This window comes from Lentzea atacamensis, assembly GCF_003269295.1.
In the GTDB taxonomy this organism is placed as follows: domain Bacteria; phylum Actinomycetota; class Actinomycetes; order Mycobacteriales; family Pseudonocardiaceae; genus Lentzea; species Lentzea atacamensis.
This window is the reverse complement of the sequence record NZ_QLTT01000012.1, coordinates 147,542-167,601: the sequence shown is the minus strand read 5'-3', so window position 1 is coordinate 167,601 and position 20,060 is coordinate 147,542. Positions and strand designations below refer to the sequence as shown.

General features: G+C 68.6%; 19 protein-coding genes and 1 pseudogene. 11 read left to right on the top strand and 9 right to left on the bottom strand.

Annotated features, from left to right (window positions below; genetic code table 11):
• Positions 1–295 precede the first annotated feature (295 nt).
• Positions 296–1,258, top strand: a pseudogene (locus C8D87_RS49010) (DUF885 domain-containing protein); the annotation flags it as partial.
• On the opposite strand, the gene dctA reads toward C8D87_RS49010, so the two are convergent.
• Positions 1,148–2,482, bottom strand: a complete 1,335-nt coding sequence (dctA, locus tag C8D87_RS39245) for a C4-dicarboxylate transporter DctA (protein ID WP_215732615.1) — start codon at positions 2,480–2,482, stop codon at positions 1,148–1,150. The pseudogene C8D87_RS49010 and the gene dctA sit on opposite strands and share 111 nt — an antisense overlap.
• Before the next feature lie 86 nt (positions 2,483–2,568).
• On the opposite strand from dctA, the gene C8D87_RS39240 reads away from it, so the two are divergent.
• A complete protein-coding gene (locus tag C8D87_RS39240) occupies positions 2,569–3,387 on the top strand; it encodes an endo alpha-1,4 polygalactosaminidase (protein ID WP_170166744.1) in 819 nt (272 codons plus the stop codon).
• On the opposite strand, the gene C8D87_RS39235 is transcribed toward C8D87_RS39240, so the two are convergent.
• Both C8D87_RS39235 and C8D87_RS39230 read right to left on the bottom strand, forming a co-directional pair.
• Entirely contained in the window at positions 3,357–4,091 is a 735-nt protein-coding gene (locus C8D87_RS39235) for an SRPBCC family protein (RefSeq protein WP_170166743.1), read from the bottom strand. The two genes, C8D87_RS39240 and C8D87_RS39235, sit on opposite strands and share 31 nt — an antisense overlap.
• The gene (locus C8D87_RS39230) at positions 4,088–4,684 is read right to left on the bottom strand and encodes an ArsR/SmtB family transcription factor (RefSeq protein ID WP_215732614.1); all 597 of its coding nucleotides are present in this window, start codon (positions 4,682–4,684) and stop codon (positions 4,088–4,090) included. Before C8D87_RS39230 ends, C8D87_RS39235 begins: the two co-directional genes overlap by 4 nt.
• Before the next feature lie 144 nt (positions 4,685–4,828).
• On the opposite strand from C8D87_RS39230, the gene C8D87_RS46505 reads away from it, so the two are divergent.
• Positions 4,829–5,002, top strand: coding sequence for a hypothetical protein (locus C8D87_RS46505; RefSeq protein WP_170154724.1), 174 nt, complete (start codon positions 4,829–4,831; stop codon positions 5,000–5,002).
• Here the strand turns inward: C8D87_RS46505 and C8D87_RS39225 are convergent.
• From C8D87_RS39225 to C8D87_RS39210, 4 genes are all read right to left on the bottom strand, one after another.
• Complete coding sequence (locus C8D87_RS39225) at positions 4,984–5,964, bottom strand: TIGR03617 family F420-dependent LLM class oxidoreductase (protein WP_112231142.1); 981 nt, start codon at positions 5,962–5,964, stop codon at positions 4,984–4,986. The genes C8D87_RS46505 and C8D87_RS39225 overlap by 19 nt on opposite strands.
• 39 nt (positions 5,965–6,003) lie before the next feature.
• On the bottom strand, positions 6,004–6,267 hold the full coding sequence (locus tag C8D87_RS39220) for an alpha/beta fold hydrolase (RefSeq protein WP_215732613.1): 264 nt from the start codon (positions 6,265–6,267) through the stop codon (positions 6,004–6,006).
• Between the two features lie 16 nt (positions 6,268–6,283).
• Positions 6,284–6,979: an excalibur calcium-binding domain-containing protein gene (locus C8D87_RS39215; protein WP_170154725.1), complete on the bottom strand. Its 696-nt coding sequence runs from the start codon at positions 6,977–6,979 to the stop codon at positions 6,284–6,286.
• 118 nt (positions 6,980–7,097) lie between these two features.
• A complete protein-coding gene (locus tag C8D87_RS39210) occupies positions 7,098–7,550 on the bottom strand; it encodes a DUF4442 domain-containing protein (protein ID WP_109631125.1) in 453 nt (150 codons plus the stop codon).
• A 176-nt stretch (positions 7,551–7,726) separates the two neighbouring features.
• On the opposite strand from C8D87_RS39210, the gene C8D87_RS39205 reads away from it, so the two are divergent.
• Together C8D87_RS39205 and C8D87_RS39200 are read left to right on the top strand one after the other, a co-directional pair.
• Positions 7,727–8,239 (top strand): MarR family winged helix-turn-helix transcriptional regulator, encoded by a 513-nt coding sequence (locus tag C8D87_RS39205; protein WP_112231379.1) that lies wholly within the window; start codon positions 7,727–7,729, stop codon positions 8,237–8,239.
• Positions 8,240–8,241: 2 nt separating this feature from the next.
• Positions 8,242–9,882 (top strand): MDR family MFS transporter, encoded by a 1,641-nt coding sequence (locus C8D87_RS39200; RefSeq protein WP_112231140.1) that lies wholly within the window; start codon positions 8,242–8,244, stop codon positions 9,880–9,882.
• Positions 9,883–9,936: 54 nt separating this feature from the next.
• Here the strand turns inward: C8D87_RS39200 and C8D87_RS39195 are convergent, their stop codons facing one another.
• A complete protein-coding gene (locus tag C8D87_RS39195) occupies positions 9,937–10,443 on the bottom strand; it encodes an inorganic diphosphatase (protein ID WP_109631135.1) in 507 nt (168 codons plus the stop codon).
• Between the two features lie 123 nt (positions 10,444–10,566).
• Between C8D87_RS39195 and dacB the strand changes: the two genes are divergently transcribed.
• The 4 genes from dacB to hpt are packed head-to-tail and all read left to right on the top strand — an operon-like array spanning position 10,567 to position 15,100.
• Positions 10,567–12,540: a D-alanyl-D-alanine carboxypeptidase/D-alanyl-D-alanine endopeptidase gene (gene dacB / locus C8D87_RS39190; RefSeq protein WP_146772005.1), complete on the top strand. Its 1,974-nt coding sequence runs from the start codon at positions 10,567–10,569 to the stop codon at positions 12,538–12,540.
• Positions 12,541–12,568: 28 nt separating this feature from the next.
• Positions 12,569–13,612, top strand: a complete 1,044-nt coding sequence (locus C8D87_RS39185) for a zinc-dependent metalloprotease (RefSeq protein ID WP_109631141.1) — start codon at positions 12,569–12,571, stop codon at positions 13,610–13,612.
• Between the two features lie 10 nt (positions 13,613–13,622).
• Positions 13,623–14,534 (top strand): tRNA lysidine(34) synthetase TilS, encoded by a 912-nt coding sequence (tilS, locus tag C8D87_RS39180; protein WP_112231136.1) that lies wholly within the window; start codon positions 13,623–13,625, stop codon positions 14,532–14,534.
• A 17-nt stretch (positions 14,535–14,551) separates the two neighbouring features.
• Complete coding sequence (gene hpt, locus C8D87_RS39175; RefSeq protein ID WP_109631147.1) at positions 14,552–15,100, top strand: hypoxanthine phosphoribosyltransferase; 549 nt, start codon at positions 14,552–14,554, stop codon at positions 15,098–15,100.
• Positions 15,101–15,170: 70 nt separating this feature from the next.
• Here hpt and C8D87_RS39170 read toward each other — a convergent pair whose 3' ends face one another.
• Positions 15,171–16,871, bottom strand: a complete 1,701-nt coding sequence (locus C8D87_RS39170) for a substrate-binding domain-containing protein (protein WP_112231134.1) — start codon at positions 16,869–16,871, stop codon at positions 15,171–15,173.
• 327 nt (positions 16,872–17,198) lie between these two features.
• Here C8D87_RS39170 and ftsH point away from each other — a divergent pair, with 327 nt between their 5' ends.
• Positions 17,199–19,388: an ATP-dependent zinc metalloprotease FtsH gene (ftsH, locus tag C8D87_RS39165; protein WP_109631155.1), complete on the top strand. Its 2,190-nt coding sequence runs from the start codon at positions 17,199–17,201 to the stop codon at positions 19,386–19,388.
• Complete coding sequence (gene folE, locus C8D87_RS39160; RefSeq protein WP_112231132.1) at positions 19,385–20,032, top strand: GTP cyclohydrolase I FolE; 648 nt, start codon at positions 19,385–19,387, stop codon at positions 20,030–20,032. The genes ftsH and folE overlap by 4 nt, the downstream gene beginning before the upstream one ends.
• Positions 20,033–20,060 lie beyond the last annotated feature (28 nt).

Here is a 20,060-nt window from a genome sequence, read left to right as displayed (position 1 = left end):
CCCGGGACCTCGTCCTGCACCTGACCCGTGCCGAGTCCGACACGATCGAGTCGAGGACCATCGAGTTCGGCGTGAGCGGCTACCTCCAGGCCGTGGTTCCGGAACTGCTGTACTTCCTGGGACACCTGAAGAGTCACCACGCCGTGCCGCGGTTCCTCGCGACGGTCGCCGATCGGCACCGTGCGGGTGTTGCCGCAGGACGGACGCCGGTCAGGCACCTCGTCGAGCAGGCGATCGCGCTCGTGGACCAGTACGACGACCCGGCCGTCCGGCACTACCGCGACGTGCTGGTGAACGACGTTCTGCCGCACGGCCGCGACGAAGAGCACGCGGGCTGTGCTGGCTGCCCGACGGCGAAGCGTTGTACCGGAAAGCGATCCGGACGCACACAACGCTCGATCTCGACCCGCACGAGCTGCACGCCACCGGGCTGCGGCTCATCGAGGACCTCGAACGGGAGTTCGGCGGACGTCGCCCCGGCGGCCTGACGTACACCAGTGGCGAGGAGATGATCGAGGACGCCGAAACGGCGGTGCGCAGGGCCGAGTCCATTGCCCCGCAATGGTTCCGAACGGTGCCGCGGGCAAGGTGCGAGATCGCTGCGATGGCACCGTCGCTACCCGCGAGCGCGCCGCCGCACTACCTTCCCGCCTCGCTCGACGGCAGCCGGCCAGGCACGTACTTCGTCAACACCAAGGAGCCGCACACCCGGCTCCAGAACATCGCGGAAGCGACGGCGTTCCACGAGGCGGTGCCGGGCCATCACTTCCAGAGGTCCAGAATCATGCAGCTGCCGGACCTGCCACTCCTGCGCACCAATGCGCGGATCACCGCGTTCACCGAAGGCTGGGCGCTCTACGCTGAACGCCTGGCCGACGAGATGGGCCTCTACAGCACCGAAGAGGCCAGGCTCGGCATGCTCACCATGGACTCCAAACGGGCGGGCAGGCTCGTTGCCGACACCGGTCTGCACGTCAAGGGATGGAGCCGGCAGCAGGCGGTCGACTACCTGCTCGAGAACACGCCGCAGCCGCGCGACCTGGTCGAAGCCGAGGTCGACCGCTATCTCGCCCAACCGGGCCAGGCGCTCGCGTACATGGTGGGACGGCTCAAGTTCCAGGAGTTGCGCGCCAAAGCCCAGCAGACGCTAGGAGCGGCGTTCGACGTCCGTGACTTCCACGAGGTCGTCCTCAGCCACGGCAACCTCACCCTCGGCCTGCTCGACGACGTCGTCACGGCCTGGATTGCCGAGGGCTGACCGCATCTGCTCCACGTCCAGCATCCCCTCCCAGCGCGACACGACGAACGTCGCCACGCAGTTGCCCAGCAGGTTCGTGAAGACGCGCATCGAATCCATGATCCGGTCCGCGCCGAGCAGCAACGCGACCGCCGCGGCCGGGATCGACCCGACCGCGGCGACCGTCGCGGACAGCGCGAGGAACGCCGAGCCGGGCACACCGGCCATGCCCTTGGAGGTCAGCACGAGCACCAACACGATCGTCAGCTGGTCGCCGAGATCCAGAGGCACGTTCAACGCCTGGGCGAGGAAGACCGTGGCGAGCGACAGGTAGATCGAGGCACCGTCCAGGTTGAACGAGTACCCGGTCGGCAGCACCAGGCCGACCGACGTCGGCGCACATCCGGCACGCTGCAGCTTCACCATCATCCGCGGCAGCACGGCCTCCGACGACGCCGTGCCGAGCGCCAGCAGGAACTCCTCCTTCGCGAACCGCACGAACCGCACGAGGTTCACCCGTGCGAACGACCACGCGATCACGCCCAGCAGCAGGCAGAACAGCAGCGCCGCGCCGTAAGCCGACAGGATCAGCCAGAGGTACGTGCGCAACGACCCCAGCCCGTACTGCCCGACCAGGAACGCCATCGCCCCGAACGCACCGAGCGGCGCCAGCTTCATCACGTAGCCCAGCACCGTGAAGAACGCCAGGTTGACGCGTTCCAGGAGATCCACCACGGGCGACGCCCGCTCACCGAGCTGGGCCAGCGCGCAGCCGAACAGCACGGCGAACAACAGCACCTGAAGCAACGCGTTGCGCGCCAACGCGTCCACCACACTGGAAGGAATGAGATCCAGCAGGAACTGGACGACGCCGGGGAGGTGACCGCCCTGCGTCTTCGCCTCGACGGCGGAGGCGTCCAGTGTGGAGGGATCGACGTTCATGCCGGCACCCGGTCGCACCACGTTGCCGACCAGCAGCCCGAACGCGAGCGCGGCCGTCGACACCACCTCGAAGTAGATCAGCGCCTTCACGCCGATCCGGCCGACCGCCCGAAGGTCACCGACCTTGGCGATGCCCGTCGCGACGACGCAGAAGATCAGCGGCGCGATCACCATCTTGATCAGCTTGATGAAGCCGTCCCCGATCGGCTTCAGGTCCGCGCCGAACGACCTGAAGAAGTGGCCCACGAGCACACCGGCCACAACCGCGACGAGAAGCTGTAGAAAGAGCGACCGAGTTTTCACATCCCGGAAGCTAAATCTCATCTATGAGCGATGGAGTGCCCTTCGTGTTACACCTGCGCTATCCGGCGAGTGGCACACTGCCGCGCATGAAGCCAGTCGCGGCCGTTGCCGCCCTGCTCCTGCTCGTCGCCTCCTGCAGCGCGAGCGAACCCGAGGCTCCGCCGGTCGAACTGCCGCCCGTCGGTGGCAGGTTCGACTACCAGATCGGCGGGATCTACCAGCCGGACGCCCGGGTCAAGATCGTCGTGCGCGACCGCGGCAAGATCCCCGTCGGAGACCGCTACAACGTCTGCTACCTCAACGCCCTGCAGACGCAGCCGGATCCGATGGAGGGCAGCCTGAGCTGGTGGCGGCAGAACCACGGTGACCTGCTGGTCAAGAAGCCGGACGGGCAGCCGGTGATCGACCCGGAGTGGGATGAGGGCATCCTCGACATCTCCACCGCCGACAAGCGCCAGAAGATCCTCGACATCCAGAAGAAGTGGATCGAGGGCTGCAAGATCTCGCGCTTCCAGGCGATCGAGGCGGACAACCTCGACTCGCACATGCGCGCCGGCGGGGCGTTCGACATCAACGCCACCAAGGAATTCATGAAGGCGTTCGTGAAGCACGCCCACGAGAAGGGGCTCGCCGTCGCGCAGAAGAACGGCGGTGAGCTCGGCGACTCGGGCAAGAAGTACATCGGCTTCGACTTCGCGATCACCGAGGACTGCGAGGCCAACGGCGAGTGCAAGCACTACGCGGACGCGTTCGGCGACAACTTCTTCCAGATCGAGTACACCGACGAGGCGTTCCAGAAGTCGTGTGCCGATCGCGGCGGCAAGGTGGCGATCATCCGCCGCGACCGGAACGTGGTGCCGTACGGGCACTCCGACTACGTCAACGAGGTCTGCCCGGCCAGCTGAGCGAGGAACGCCTGCCACTTCTCGGCCTGGCCGGTCGCGTCACCGAAGAGGTGGTGGCCGACGGCGTTCGTGCCGTGGAAGCGGTAGAGGCCGTCCTCGCCTCGCACTCCGAGGAACTGGTGGACGTCGTGGTTGACGACGTAGTCCACGACGCCGGTGACGCCGAACGGTTCGAGCGTGACCTCGTCGCCGACCTGCGCGTCCTCGGGGACGCCGAGCGCCTTCATCAGCGCCGGCCAGCTCTTCTCGCCCTCCGGCCACTGCGCGAACACGTAGGTGCCGTGCCTGCCCGCGAAGTGCTTCACGTACTCGGCCATCGTGAACAGGTACATGTCCCAGCCCTTCGAGGACTGGTCCAGGTACTCGTCGCCCCAGCCGTCGCCGAGGATGCCGCTGTGCACGAACCGCAGCACCGTCGAGCCCTGGTCACGGCCCTCGATCAGGTACTCCATCGCGTGGAACGTGCCGTCCTCGCCCTTGTCGCTCTCGTAGGCGAGGTGCTTGCCGGGCTCCCACGCGGTGATCGTCGAGTGCTCCTGGAAGAAACCCATGTCGATCGACATGCGGCCACCGAGGCGTCCGTCGACCATGTGCGGTCCCATGAACCACGAGTCGATGCCCGGCCCGGTCGCGATGGCGTCCCAGACCTGCTCCGGGGTCCCCTCGACCTCGACTTCCTTCTTGATCTCGAACTTGCGGGTCACGACTCTTCCTCCTTGGCAACGACGCTGGGATGCAGGGCGACGACGACTCGGTGGGGTCGCCCTCCTTCGGCCTGTTCGTCGTGGTACTTGGCGACGAGCCGCGTCACGCACGTGGCGAGCTCTTCTGCGAACGCCGCGCGGTCGGCCGCCGTGGCGAACCGGACCTCACCGTCCAACGCGAAGGTCGCGAGCCGCTTCTTGGCCTTGGTGGCGCCCGTGATCAACGTGCCGACGTCGCGCACCAGCCTGGCCGAGACGGCCAGCAGCCACCGCGCGGACAACCGATCGGGTGAGCGCGCCGGGTCGGGCTGCACCGCCGCCAGCGCCGTCGGGGAGATCACGTAGGACGCCGCGGTCGCCTGCAGCAGGCGCTCGTTCACGTTGCCCTTGCGCCGTTCCTCGACGAGCTCCACCAGGCCGTGCTGCTCCAGGGTGCGCAGGTGGTAGTTCACCTTCTGCCTGGGCAGGCCGACCTTCGCGGCGAGCATCGTCGCCGATCCCGGCTCGGCCAGCTCCGCGAGCAGGCGTGCCCGCACCGGGTCCAGCGACACCTCGGCCGCTGCTGGGTCCTCGATCACCGCCACTTCGAACATGGCTCCACCGTCGCACCGAAAACAAAATTAGTCAAGAACTGAGTTGCTGTCGGTGACTTTGCTCCACCTGGGTGGCTTTGGACCCGGTACCGTAAGCGGTGTCTCGATTGGTCGTTGCTTGTTCGCAACCCTTGAGGAGACAACATGATCATGATGCTGGTGCTGACCCTGCTGGCTCTGCCGTTCGCCCTGACCGCCGCCAACGTGGGAAGACGCAGGTGGATCCGCAAGAGGGGCGTCGCGAGAGTGCGCGCCGAGCTCGACGCTTTCCACGCCGAGCTGGCGCGGCAGGGCCTCAGTCACTTCTCCGGACGCTGAGCCGGACTCTTCCTGAGCACGTTCGTCGAGGGCGAGATCCTCGTGACGACGTCGCCGAAGCGGTCCAGCAGCGCGGTCGAGACGGCATCGGGTGACGACCCGACGACGGCGAACTCGTGCAGCACCTCGTCACTGATCAGCTCGCTCATGTCAGTCCACTGCTGCCGCCGGGACATCCGGTGCAGCTCCTCGTGCAACGAGCCCCAGCCGTGCAGCTCCAGCACCGGCTTGTACGCGGGCGTCGATCCGTAGAACGCGATCTGCCGCTTGACGTCGGCGATCTCCGCATCGTCGGTCGCGGCGAACACGGGCCCGCTGATCTCGAAGCCCTCCAGCGTCTTTCCCGCCTTGGCCCGGCCGCGTTCGAGCGCGGGCAGCGTCACCTCGCGCAGGTACCGCTCCGTCGTGAAGTTGTGGCACAGGAAGCCGTCCGCGACCTCACCCGCGACCTCGGTCATCAGTTCGCCGACACCCGCGAGGTAGATCGGCGGCTTGCCGTGCGGGTTCGGTCCGGGGTCGAAGAACGGCGTCATCAGCGTGTGCTTGTAGAACTCGCCGCGGAACGCCAGCCGCTCGCCGGTCTCCCACGCGTGCCAGATCGCCCGGACGGCCAGCACGAACTCGCGCATGCGGGCGGCCGGCCTGCTCCACGGCATGGAGAAGCGCTTGGTGATGTGGGCTTCGATCTGCGAGCCGAGCCCGAGGTTGAACCGGCCCGCCGACAGCAGCTGCAGGTCGTTCGCCGTGGTCGCGATGGTCATCGGGTTGCGCGCGAACGCCACCGCGATCGCCGTGCCGAGCTCGATCCGCTCGGTCGCCGCCGCGGCCCCGGACAGCGCGAGGAACGGGTCGTGCTTGGTCTCGGCGAGCCAGAACCCGTCGTAACCCCGGTCCTCCGCCCGTTTCGCGATGGCCCCGGCGTTGCCAGGCGTGTAGTCGACGGCGCTCCTGTCCAGCTTCATGCCGTCGAGGTTAGAAAACCCTCCAGCAGCGCGTTGAACTCAGCAGCCTCCTGGACGAGGTGGTCGCGTCCCCGGCACATCGCCCGTCGCCCACCGGTCTCGCGGGCGATCCCGGGTCCCCTCCGGCTCGAAGTCCTGCCGCGCGGGTGGCGACTGCCCGGTGCCCGGCCGGTCCGGTGCGAGCAGCGTCCACCGCTCGGTGAGCGGTCGCTGGGCGCGCCAGGTCTCCCGGCCTCCGAGCACGCCGCCGTGCACCAGCACCACGCGCGGACCACCGCCCCACTGGTGGACGTGCAGTCGCATGGCGCGAGCGCAGGGGTCAGCGGTAGCCGTACCGGGGCTCGCAGGCGATTCCGTTCCGGTTCCCGTCGAGCTCGACCCGGTAGCCGGGCTGGCCCCAGTAGATCGGCGCCGCACCGGCCCGCCAGGCGTCCTCGCAGCTCGCGTAGAACACCGGCTTGGGCTTCGGCGTCGTCGTGGTCGGCTTCGGAGCGGGCGGTGGCGGAGGCGGCGGGGGAGGCGGAGCAGGAGTGGGGGTCTCGAGGGCGTCCTTGCCACCGCACGGCGCGCCCCAGAGCCCCATCGGAACCCGCTGCGCGGCGCCTTCGGCTTCCCTCTGCGCGGGCGTCGGGTTGCCGGCGGTGCGGCCGGCGCCGTTGCCCAGCGCGAGCAACGCGTAGTCGGTGCCGTCCGCGAGGACGAGCGAGCCCGTGGTCCTGTCGTACCGCACCTGCTGGTTCAGCAGCATGCTGCCGGCGAACTTGGCCGCGGCCTCAGCCCAGCACGGTCCCGGCTGGGCGAGGCCCGCGACCTCGGCTTTCGACCCGTCGGACAGCATCACCGCGCGGCCGTCCACGATCGAGGCCACGCTGATGCCCAGCTGGGCGGGCGGGACCGCCGCGGACGTCGTCACCGGCACGTCCTCGACCGGCTTCTCCACGGCAACGGGAGTCGACTGCTGTACCTGCGGCGCACACCCTGCGGTGAGCGCTACCAGCAGGACTCCGCCGCTCACAGTTCTCCACCCCGACATGAACCCGAATGGTGCACTCTGACGGGAGAGTGGCCAAGGTTACGTATTTGACCCGGATCGGTTCACAGGTAGTCCGAACTGAAATACGGAGACGCCCAGTTCAGCGTGCGGGCTTCAACGTCCAGACCACGGTCATCTCTCCGGTGGTCACGCCCTCGGCATTGGTGATCATGATGTTCACCGGGAACTCCGGCCGCGTTCCGGACTCCAGCTCGGCCAGCACCTCGTCGGCGGCGCGCCCGAGAACGGCCTCGGCACGCAGGACGCCCATGGCGACCTTCTTGTAGGCGATGTCCGCGCGGACGACGAGCGGCGTGGCCTTGCCCATGTGCGCGGCGAACGCGGCCATCACGACGGCGCCGGACGCGGTCTCCGCGAGACCGAACATCATCGCGGCGTGCGGCCCGCCGACGTGGTTGCGCAGCGTCTCGTCGTCCGGCAGCGACGCGACGACACGGCTGGTGGAGACCTCTTCGAAGTCGATGCCGGTGGTCTTGACCCACGGCACGGCCTGCTTCATTGCGTCGGCGACGAACGACACGTCTTGGCTCATGAGACGGATGCTACCGACGGGTAACCCAGTTTGCTACCGGTCGGTAACCGGTACTCACCGTGCTCGTACCACTCCACAGTGGAGTGAGACCTGAAACCCACTTGCGTTCCCGCGTGCCGAGATGGATGCTTGTGCTGAGCAACTAGTTGGGTGATACAAGCAACGAGGTGTGTGTGATGGTTGAGCCGGGGAGGTGCCACGTCGATCCCGAGCACGAGCTCGCTGATCGCGTGAGCATGACGATGGTGCGTCTGAACAAGATGCACGCCCAGCTCACACACCAGATGGCCAAGCAGGGCATCGACAAGTCGGCGTTCGTCCTCCTGGCCTCTCTCGCCGGTCTCGGCGAGTGCAGGTCGAGCGCGCTCGCCGAGGCGGTGTTCTCCGACCCGTCCACGGTCAGCAGGCAGGTGGCCGGGCTGGTCAAGGACGGGCTCGTGGAGCGGCGAGCCGATCCGGCCGACGGGCGGGCCAGCGTGCTCGCCGTCACCGAGGCGGGGCGAGAGCTGCTCGCCGAGCGAAGCCGCATGCGCCGTGAAGCGTTCGAGCGGTTGTTCGCGGACTGGTCGGAAGACGACTTCAAGAGCTTCGCGGATCTGTTCGAACGCTTCGTCCAGGACTACGAACGCACGATTCCGGTGCTGATGACCGAACGCGGGCTGGGGATCCGCGCAGGAGGGGAAAAGTAGAGATGTCACAGACAACCGAGGCGACACCCGCACCAGGGGCCTCGTTGACGCATCGTCAGATCTTGACGGTGCTGTCCGGCCTCATGCTGGGCATGTTCCTCGCGGCACTGGACCAGATGATCGTTTCCAGCGCCATGAAGACCATCGCGGACCAGCTGCACGGCCAGACGCTGCAAGCGTGGGCGACCACCGCGTACCTCATCACCGCGACGGTGACGACGCCCTTGTACGGCAAGCTGTCCGACATCTACGGGCGCAAGCCGATGTACCTCGCCGCGATCTCGTTCTTCCTGCTCGGATCGCTGCTGTCCGGCATCGCGACGTCGATGTACGAGCTGGCCGCGTTCCGCGCGGTGCAGGGCCTCGGCGCCGGCGGTCTGATGTCGCTCGCCTTCGCGATCATGGCGGACATGACCTCGCCGCGGGAGCGCAGCAAGTACTCCGCGTACTTCATGGCGGTGTTCGGCTCGGCGAGCGTGCTCGGCCCGGTCGTCGGCGGTCTGTTCGCCGGTCTCGACACGTTCGCCGGTGTGACCGGCTGGCGCTGGGTGTTCCTGGTGAACGTGCCGATCGCGCTGATCGCGCTGCTCGTCGTCGGCCGCGTGCTGAACGTCCCGCACCAGCGGGTCGACCACCGCATCGACTACCTCGGCGCGCTGTCGCTGACCGTCGGCCTGGTGCCGTTGCTGATCGTCGCCGAGCAGGGACGTGAGTGGGGCTGGGCCTCGGCCACGTCGCTCGCGATGTACGCGATCGGTGTGCTCGGCCTGGTGGCGTTCGTGTTCGTCGAACGGCGCATGGGTGACGAGGCGCTGCTGCCGTTGCGGATGTTCGGCAACCACACGTTCGCGCTGGGCAACACGGTCAACTTCGTGCTCGGCATCGGCATGTTCGGCGGCATGGTCTCCATCCCGCTGTACCTGCAGATCGTGAAGGGCGTGTCGCCGACGGTCTCCGGCCTGATGCTGCTGCCGATGACGTTCGGCATCATCTCGGCGACGGCGATCAGCGGCCGCGTCACCGCGAAGACCGGTCGCTACAAGCTCTTCCCGATCATCGGCTCGGCGCTGATGGCGATCGCGCTGTTCCTGTTCAGCACCATCGGCACGGACACGCCGGCCTGGCTGGTGATGGTCTACATGTTCGTCATGGGTGCCGGTCTTGGCCAGTGCATGCAGACGCTGCTGGTCGCGATCCAGAACGACGCCGAGCCGCGCGACATGGGTGTGGCGACCTCGTCGGCGACGTTCTTCCGCAACATCGGTGGCACGGTCGGCACCGCGGTGTTCCTGTCGATCCTGTTCAGCACGGTGGGCGACAAGATCGCGGAGGGCCTCAGGTCCGCGATGCAGACCGAGGCGTTCAAGGTCGCGCTTGCCCAGAACCCGGAGTTCGCCAAGTCGCTGCAGGCCGGTGGCGGGTCCGGCGTGGACATCAACAACACCGAGTTCCTCAACCATCTCGACCCGGTGCTGGCGCGTCCGTTCCTGGACGGCTTCTCCGGCGCGATCGACCTGGTCTTCATGACCGGCGGGATCGTGATGGTGGCGGCGTTCGTCCTCGTGTGGTTCCTGCGCGAGAAGCCGCTGTCGACCAGGTCGGGCCTGGAGCGGGTGGCCGACGCCGAGGCCGTCGCGGTCTAGCCGTTGCGCGAAAAAGGGCCGTCCTCCTCGTGGGGACGGCCCTTTCGCGTTGTCTCAGTGGTGCACTTCGCCGTTCGCCTCGGCGTCCTTGAGACGCTGGTAGGAGCGGACGATCTCGGCCTCGGCCTCGGTGCGGCCGACCCAGGTCGCGCCCTCGACGCTCTTGCCGGGCTCGAGGTCCTTGTAGACCTCGAAGAAGTGCTGGATCTCAAGGCGGTCGAACTCCGCCAGGTGGTGGATGTCGCGCAGGTGCTCGTGCCGCGGGTCGTAGGCGGGGACGCACAGAACCTTGTCGTCGCCGCCCTTCTCGTCGGTCATGCGGAACATGCCGATGGCACGGGCCGCGATCAGGCAGCCGGGGAACGTCGGCTCCTGGACGAGGACGAGGGCGTCCAGCGGGTCGCCGTCCTCACCCAGGGTGTTCTCGATGAACCCGTAGTCGGCCGGGTACTGCGTCGACGTGAACAACGTGCGGTCGAGGCGGATGCGACCACTCTTGTGGTCCACCTCGTACTTGTTGCGCACGCCCTTGGGGATCTCGATCAGGACGTCGAACTCCACTGGTCCTCGCTCATGTAGCCCATTCGTGACGCCACTAGTGTGGACCACGACGCCCTGTCAACCCTCATCGGAGCCGCGGCTGGAGGGTGTGAGATTGCCCGTACCGAGCTGACGGAGGTCCTCTTGCCGGACGAGCCCCAGTGGCCGACCGAGGACGACGACGCCGAGTCCGGCGTCGTGCCAGAAGGGCCAACTCTGCAGGTCAGCCGCCCGTCGCTGGATCAGCCGACCATGCGGCTCCCGATCGCTCCCGTGCTGTCGCAACCGTCCACTCAGGAGTCGCTGCGATCGTCTCCTGTCCGTTCAGCTCCCAACGGCGCCGGCAGCGCCGCGAGGGCTTCCGGTGTGCCTTTGCAGGGTTCCGGCGGCCCCGCGGGTGGATCTTCTGGTGGGAAGTCTCACGGGCAGGTTGGTCCGGACGGTGGCCAACCTCGGCAGGTCGAGCCGCCGAGGGCCGCGCCGATGCGGATCTCGCCCGGTGCCGAGGCCACTCCGGTGGCCGCGAAGACGGCTCGGGTCGACCAGTTGCCGGTGTCGGAGCCGTCGTGGTTCGACCAGTCGGTCAGACCTGAGTCGCAGGCCCCGCGACCCCAGCCGCCGCGCCATGAACCACTGCGCCAGGAGCGCGTCGAGCAGGCCCCGCCGCCGCGCCAGGAAGAGCCCGTTCGCGAGACCCTCCCGGTCTCCGGCTACGACGAAGAGCCGGAAGACCGGCTGACCGGCTCCGACGAGCCGAAGAAGGGCCGCAAGCCGCTCGTCGTCGTGCTCGGCCTGCTGGTCGTAGCGGCGCTTGCTGGAGCCACGCTCTACGCGGTCAACGAGTTCGGCGGCCCCGCGGCCGTCGAGATCAAGCCCCCGGCCCCGCCCGCCGCGGTCCAGCCGCTGGTCAAGGCGGTCACCGCGGGTGGACCGGCGCCGAGCCCCGCCGGCGTGAAGTCGGTGCTCGCCGGCCCCGCCGGCAACTCCGCTCTCGGCACGCTGACCGGCAGCGTCGTGGACCCCGCCAACGGCACCGTCCTGTGGCAGCAGGGCGACACCACGGCCGCGACGCCCGCGTCGAGCCTCAAGATCCTCACGGCGGCCGCGGCGCTGCTCAGCCTGGAGAAGACCGACCAGCTGTCCACCAAGGTCGTGCAGGGCGCGGAGCCCGGCACCGTGGTGATCGTCGGCGGTGGCGACCCGACGATCTCCGGCACGCCCGGCAGCTCCGTCTATCCCGGCGCCGCCGCGTTGGACGACCTGGTCAACCAGGTGAAGCAGAAGGGCCAGGTCACCAAGGTCCAGTTCGACCTGAGCCGGTACACGGGCGAGGCGCTGGGCCCGCAGTGGGAGACGGCCGACATCGCGGGCGGCTCGGTGGCACCGATCGTGCCGTTCATGCTCGACGGCGGCCGGCTCAACCCGAAGAACGACGTGTCGGCCCGCACCGGGAGCCCGGCCCAGTCGGCGGCGGACGCGTTCGCGCAGCGCATCGGGGCTCCTGGCGCGACCCCCGGCACGGCTGTGCAGGGCGCGCAGGTGCTCGGCGAGATCAAGTCGGCGCCGATCGAGCAGCTCGTCGACAACATGATGCAGATCTCGGACAACGTCCTCACCGAGGCGATCGCCCGCGAGGTCGCGATCAAGACGGGCAACGAGCCGTCGTTCGCCGGTGGCGTCAAGGCGGTGCGCGACGTCCTGACCAAGAACGGGTTCGACCTCACCGGCGCGAACTTCGTCGACGGCAGCGGCCTCTCGGCCACGAACAAGATCCCCGCCAAGCTGCTCACCGACGTGCTGGCCACGGCGGCCAAGCCCACGCTCGACGACCCGCGCACGGCGAAGCTGCGGCCGTTGCTGACGGCACTGCCGGTGGCGGGCGGCAGCGGCACCCTGGCCGGTCGGTACGGCGGCAGCGCGTCCGGCGGCAAGGGCTGGGTGCGGGCCAAGACGGGCACGCTCACCGGCGTCAACGCGCTCGCCGGCGTGGTCGTCGACGTCGACGGGCGGGTGCTCGTGTTCTCGTTCATGTCGGCGAGCAACCGCAACCCGGAGCTCGAGGTGAGGCCGGCGCTGGACGTGATGGCCGCTGCGTTGCGGGGCTGTGGCTGTTCGTAGCGGGGCGTGCGCAGGTAACTTCGGCAGGGTGAACGGCGCGACGGAGGCAGAGCTCGGCCCGGTGGACTGGGAGCTGGCGGTGGCGACCGCCGTCCGGCTCGTGCGGCCGGGCCCGGTGATCGGCAAGGACCAGGCCGACCACGTCGTCGGCAGACTTCGTGAGCTCGCGCCTCAGGCCGAGGTGCACGTGCGCGAGCTGACAGGCCTCGGCCAGGGTCTGCCGCTGCTGCCGGGTGAGGTCGTGGACCGCCCCGCGTGGGTCAGGGCCGCCGCGCAGGGCCTCGCCGCCCTGACCGCGCCCGCGATGCCGCGTCAGGCCGGAGCGATGGCGAGCATCCTCGCGGGCACGGCCGGCGTGCAGGCGGGCGTCGTGATGGCGTTCCTGTCGTCGCGGGTGCTCGGCCAGTACGACCCGTTCAGCCCGAGCGACCAGCTGGCGGGACGGCTGCTGCTCGTCGCGCCGAACATCGTTGGTGCGCAACAGGCCCTGGACGTGCCCGACGACGACTTCCGGATGTGGGTGTGCCTGCACGAGTGCACGCACCGCCTGCAGTTCACCGGTGTGCCGTGGCTGCGGAGGTACTTCTCCGACCAGGTCACGGCGCTTCTCTCCACAATGGACGACGATCGAGCGCCGCTGCCGGACGTGATCCGCGACTTCCGGCACAAGCTGCGCGCGGGCGACGGCCCGATCGGGCTGATCGAGCTCATCCAGTCGCCGCAGCAGAAAGCCGTGCTGGACCGGTTGATCGCACTGTCCACTTTGCTCGAAGGCCACGCGGACCACGTGATGGACGCGGTCGGCCCCACCGTCGTGCCGTCGGTGTCGACCATCCGCCACCGCTTCACCGCGCGCCGCAAGGGCGGCGGCCTGCTGGACCGGGTCCTGCGCACGCTGCTCGGCGTGGACGCGAAGGTGCGCCAGTACGAAGAGGGCGCGGCGTTCACCGAGTACGTCGTGGAACGCGTCGGGATGGACGGTTTCAACGCGATCTGGACCTCGGCCGAGACCCTGCCGACCCGTGCCGAGATCGCCGAGCCGATGACCTGGCTGCGTCGCGTGGCCCCGTGAGTGAGGCACCGTGAACGGCCCGGTCGCCGAGATCAGGACGGCGGTGCGGAGGTTCCTCGACGAGGTGCGCCCGGACGCGGTGACCGTCGCGGTCTCCGGCGGCGCCGACTCCCTGGCGCTGGCCGCGTGTGTCGGCCGGTTCGTCCCCGGCGCTTCCGCCGTGATCGTCGACCACCAGCTGCAGCTCGGTTCCGGTGACGTGGCGCTGCGCGCGGCCCGGCAGTGTGCGGAGTTTGGTCTCGTGGCCCGTGTGGAGGCCGTCGAGGTCTCGGGGCCCGGTGGCCCGGAGGCGGCGGCCCGCAAGGCGCGTTACGCGGCTCTGAGGCCTGCTTCCGGCGTCGTGCTGCTCGGCCACACCCTCGACGACCAGGCCGAGACCGTGCTGCTGGGCCTGGGCCGCGGCTCCGGCCCGCGTTCGATCGCGGGGATGCGTGCGTTCGACCCGCCGTGGGGGCGACCGCTGCTCGGCGTGTCGCGTGCCGCCACCCGTGCTTTCTGTGCGGAGCAGGGCATCGAGGTGTGGGAGGACCCGCACAACTCGGATCCGTCGTTCACCCGCGTGCGGTTGCGTTCGGAGGTCCTGCCGTTGCTGGAGGACGTGCTGCAGGGCGGTGTCGCGTCGTCGTTGGCGCGCACGGCTGCCCAGCTGCGCGAGGACTGTGACGCACTCGACTCGCTGGCCGCGGCGTTCGGCGGCGACTGCTGTGCCGTGGACGACATCGCCGAGTTGCCCGTCGCACTTCGACGGAGAGTGCTCAGGTCGTGGCTCATCGACGAGGGAGTGCCGGAACTGTCCGATTCGCACCTGCGTCGTGTTGACGCACTCGTGAGTGAATGGCGCGGTCAGGGCGGTGTTTGGCTACCCGGCGGCTTTGTCGTGCGGCGCGCGCATGGCAGGCTCGTTGTTGAACCACAGTCTTAAGCAGAGGGGACCTGTCCGTGTACGACGGCGACATCGCATCCGTGCTCATCACCGAGCAGGAGATCAGCGACAAGGTCACCGAACTCGCCAAGCAGGTCGCGGATGATCACCCAGAAGGTGACTCCGACCTCGTGCTTATCACCGTTCTCAAGGGCGCGGTGATGTTCATGGCCGACCTGGCCCGAGCGCTGCCCGTTCCTGTGCAGCTCGAGTTCATGGCCGTTTCGTCCTACGGCTCCTCCACGTCCTCTTCGGGCGTGGTGCGGATCCTGAAGGACCTGGACCGAGACATCGCCGACCGCAGGGTGGTGATCGTCGAGGACATCATCGACTCGGGCCTCACACTGTCGTGGCTGCTCAAGAACCTGCAGTCGCGCCGGCCTCGGTCCCTGGAGGTGTGCACGCTGCTGCGCAAGCCAGACGCGGTGAAGGTCGAGGTGCCGGTGAAGTACGTCGGCTTCGACATCCCCAACGAGTTCGTGGTCGGGTACGGCTTGGACTACGCCGAGAGGTACCGGGACCTGCCGTACATCGGCACCCTGGACCCGAAGGTGTACTCGAGCTGACGGTTCTCCTGACGTGAAACGGGGGCGCTGCCATTCGTGGCAGCGCCCCCGTTTTCGCGATTGCGGTGGGTCAGCAGTTCGGCCGGCACCGCCGCTGCGAAACGGCGTCCAGCAGCACCCCGCGGATGTCCTCCGGAGTCGGCGCCTGATACGCCTTACCTCCGGTAGCAGCGGAAATGGACCGCAGCGCATCCATGTCGACCTCGTCCCCGAGCCCGACCATGATGATCGGCACGGGCTTGGTCGGGTCGGTCTCCCGCTTCAGGGTCTCGATCAACGTCGCGGTGTCGATCGACGAACCGGTGTCGTCGTTGCGGCCGTCGGTCATCAGCACCACCGAGTTGACCTTCGACGGGTCGTAGGTGGACAGCACGTGCCGGTACGCCGCGAGGGTCGTGTCGTTCAACGCCGTGCCGCCGCCGACGAGTCCTGGCAGCTGGCTGGCGCCGGCCTCGAGGCGCTTGCGGCGGGTGACGCCGGCGAGCGGCTCGCCCAGCGGGCCGATCGGCACGAGCTCGATCCAGTCCTGCGGCGGCTTCTTGTCGGTCGAGAACGCCCACAGGCCGATCTGCGTGGTGTCCGGCAGCATTGCGAGTGCGGTCATGGACGCCTCCGCCGCGGCCTCCACTCGAGTCTTGCCGTTGCGGTCCTTGTCGATCATCGAGCCGGAGACGTCGATGACGGTCAGCATGCGCATGTCGAGGCTGATGGCGCCCCACGTGCGCAGCAGCTCGGACACCTGGTCGGCGTTCGGGGTCTCGATCAGCTTCACGTCGCCGGCCTGCACGCCCTCGACGTCGGTCGACCACTTGGCCGGCGCGGCGCCCTGGACGGTGCGGAAGCCCGCCTCGCCGAAGCGCTTGGAGGTCTCGGCCGACCGCAGGACCTTCTCGAACTCCGCGGCGGCGTCGCCGATGCCCTCCGGCTCGTTCTGGCGGGAGACCCGGACCAGCGGGAAGTCGAAGGACAGCGTGCCCTCCTTGGGCGGGGCGCCCAGGACGAGGTTGTCCTTCGCAGCGCGGTTGTTCGCGACGACGGACTGCTCGGTCGCGGCGAAGAGCGGTGCCTTCTCCGCGTCCGTGGTGACCTTGCCGAACGAGTCGCGCACCGACGGGACGGCGCTGCGGCCCACGCGCAGCAGGGTGCCGACCAGCTCCGGCTTGGGCGTGCCGTCCGGGTTGCCCAGCAGGGTGCGGATCACGAACAGCGAGGCGAGGCCCTCGGAGGTCATCGTCGGGTCGCTCATCGAGACCTGGACCTTCGGGTCGACGACCTTGGACCAGGAGACGGGGGTGACCGGGTAGCCGATCTTGGACATGGCCTTCTCGGAACCGGCCATCACGAGCGGGCTGGAGGCGAGCGAGGGCTTGATGTCGAGCTTCGGGGCCTCGGGGCCGGTTTCCGCGGCCTGCCGCTGGGCCTCCGCGGCCCACATCGAGGAGTCGGGGATCCAGAGGGAGTGCGGGTTGATCTGCGCGGTGGGGAGCTCGTTCGCCACGTCGGCCGCGTTGCGCGACTCGACCTGGACCTGAACGCAGCGGCCCTTCACGACCGGTTGCGACCGCTGGTAGTCCTGCGCTGCCGCGTTCACCACATCTAACGCGGCAGGTGTGACGGCGACCTTCAACGGCAGTGCGCCGGAGCAGTCGGCGCCGCTGGTGACACGTAGTGCCACGACCGTGACGCCTGCCGCCGCGACCACTCCGAGCAGGGCGCCCACGGGCAGCGCAACCCGCCGGAACAATCCGGGGGACGTGTGACGTGCTGACATACAGTTACTTACCTTCGGTCACGTGTTCACTCTTTCGAGTGGCGGGGGAACACTCGGGGGATGAATGAGGATGACATGTGACCCCCAAACGTAATGAGATGGCGTGACCTGCGTCACTCATCCGGACGGCCGTATTTGTTCCGGATGAACCAAACTGCGTGAACGTGCGTGGCAGCGGTCACGCGTGGGAACCCGGGACCGCCCCCGACCGTTGGTTGCTCAGTACCCGACCAGCGGGCGGTAGGCTGGTCGGACGCGGTATGTGGGTCTTCCACTGCCCGACGCGCAAGTCAGGGAGGGTCGAGGCCGCCCGCCGGCCGTAAGTGCATGGACCGCAAGCGCCTGCTTCGCAACCCGCTGCTGTGGATCGCTGCGGTGTTGCTGCTCTACTTCGTCTTCACCGTGCTCTTCGACGACTCACGGGGCTACCACCCGGTCAAGACGTCCCAAGCACTCCAACAGGTGCGGGACGGCAAGGTCAAGGAAGCCACGATCGAGGACAAGGAGCAGCGGCTCCGGCTCACCCTCACCGACGGAACGACGTTCGAGGGCAGCAACCGCCTCATCACGCAGTTCCCGGCCAGCGCCACGGACGAGATCTTCAACGTCCTCGACCAGGCCGGCAACAAGCCGACCGTGGAGACCAAGGTCAGCCAGGAGTCCATCCTGATGCAGATCTTGATCTACCTCGTGCCGCTCGGCCTGCTGTTGCTGCTGCTGATGTGGATGATGAACAACGCTCAGGGCGGCGGCAACCGCGTTCTGAACTTCGGCAAGTCCAAGGCCAAGCAGCTGTCCAAGGACATGCCCAAGACGACGTTCTCCGACGTCGCCGGTGCCGAGGAGGCCGTCGAGGAGCTCGAGGAGATCAAGGACTTCCTCCAGAACCCCGGCCGCTACCAGGCGCTCGGCGCGAAGATCCCGAAGGGCGTGCTGCTGTACGGCCCGCCGGGAACCGGTAAGACGCTGCTCGCCAGGGCTGTCGCCGGTGAGGCCGGCGTGCCGTTCTACTCGATCTCCGGTTCGGACTTCGTCGAGATGTTCGTCGGTGTCGGTGCCTCGCGTGTGCGCGACCTGTTCGAACAGGCCAAGCAGAACGCGCCGTGCATCATCTTCGTCGACGAGATCGACGCGGTCGGCCGTCACCGCGGTGCCGGTCTCGGCGGCGGTCACGACGAGCGCGAGCAGACGCTGAACCAGCTGCTCGTCGAGATGGACGGCTTCGACTCGCGTGGCGGGATCATCCTGATCGCGGCGACGAACCGTCCCGACATCCTCGACCCGGCCCTGCTGCGTCCCGGCCGCTTCGACCGCCAGATCCCGGTGTCCGCACCGGACATGAAGGGCCGCAGGCAGATCCTCCGGGTGCACGCCAAGGGCAAGCCGTTGGCCGCCGACGCCGACCTCGACGGTCTCGCCAAGCGCACCGTCGGTTTCTCCGGCGCCGACCTGGCGAACGTGATCAACGAGTCGGCACTGCTCACCGCCCGCCAGAACGGCCACGTCATCACCGCGGCCGCGCTGGAGGAGTCGGTCGACCGCGTGATCGGTGGTCCGGCCCGCAAGAGCCGGCTCATCTCCGAGAAGGAGAAGAAGATCACCGCGTACCACGAGGCGGGCCACGCGCTCGCTGCGTGGGCCATGCCGGACATCGACCCGCTCTACAAGGTCACGATCCTCGCCCGCGGCCGCACGGGTGGTCACGCCCTGGCGGTGCCTGAGGAGGACAAGGACCTGATGACCAGGTCCGAGATGATCGCGCGGCTGGTGTTCGCACTGGGTGGCCGCTCGGCGGAGGAGCTCGTGTTCCACGAGCCCACCACGGGTGCGTCCAACGACATCGAGCAGGCGACCAAGATCGCCCGCGCGATGGTCACCGAGTACGGCATGAGCGCGCGGCTCGGCGCGGTGAAGTACGGCCAGGAGCAGGGCGAGCCGTTCCTCGGCCGCTCGGCGGGCCGTCAGGCGGACTACTCGCTCGAGGTCGCGCACGAGATCGACGAGGAGGTGCGCAAGCTCATCGAGGCGGCGCACACCGAGGCGTACGAGGTGCTCAACACCTACCGCGACGTCCTCGACAACCTCACGCGCGAGCTGCTCGAGAAGGAGACGCTGCACCGCAAGGACCTGGAGCGGATCTTCGCGGGCGTCGAGAAGCGGCCGCGGATCACCCAGTTCAACGACTTCGGTGACCGCACGCCGTCCGACATCCCGCCGATCAAGACCCCTGGCGAGCTCGCCAAGGAGCGCGGCGAGCCGTGGCCCCCGGTCGTCGAGGACACGCTCGAGGACGACTCGCAGCAGGCGGAGCCCGCTGCTGCCGAGCCGGTCACCGAGGAGCTGCCGTCGCCGAACGGGTCCAACGGCGTGCACCAGCCGGTGCAGCCGACGAACCAGGCGGGTCCGCCGAACTACGGCGCCCCGCCCGGATGGACCCCGGCGACCGTGCCCGGCGGCAAGCCGCACAACGTCTGGGAGCCGAAGAAGCCGCAGCCTGACCAGGACGAGCGGCAGTGACGGAGCAGAACCAGCTCGACGCAGACGCCGGTCTCACCCGCAACGGGGAGGCCGGCGTCTCCGCGCGGCGGGTCTTCGACCAGGCGCGAGCAGAGGCAGCGGTGCGCGAGCTGTTGATCGCGTGCGGTGAGGATCCGGAGCGCGAGGGCCTGCGCGAGACACCCGCTCGAGTGGCGCGGGCTTACCGGGAGTTGTTCGCGGGCCTCTACACCGACGCGGACAGCGTGCTCGCGAAGACGTTCGACGAGAGCCACGAGGAGCTCGTCCTCGTCACCGACATCCCGATGTTCAGCTTCTGCGAGCACCACCTGCTGCCGTTCCACGGCGTCGCCCACGTCGGGTACATCCCGAACGAGGCGGGCCGGGTGACGGGTCTGTCGAAGCTCGCGCGGCTCGTCGACCTCTACTCGAAGCGGCCGCAGGTGCAGGAACGGCTGACCTCGCAGGTCGCCGACGCGCTGGTGCGCAGGCTGGAGCCGCGCGGCGTGATCGTGGTCGTCGAGGCCGAGCACCTGTGCATGGGCATGCGCGGTGTGCGCAAGCCGGGTTCGCGCACGACGACGTCCGCGGTGCGCGGGCTGCTGCGCACGTCCGCCTCGTCGAGGGCGGAGGCGATCGAGCTGATCAGGGGCCGGTTGCGGTGAGCTCGTTGCCGAAGCCGGGCCGGTGCGT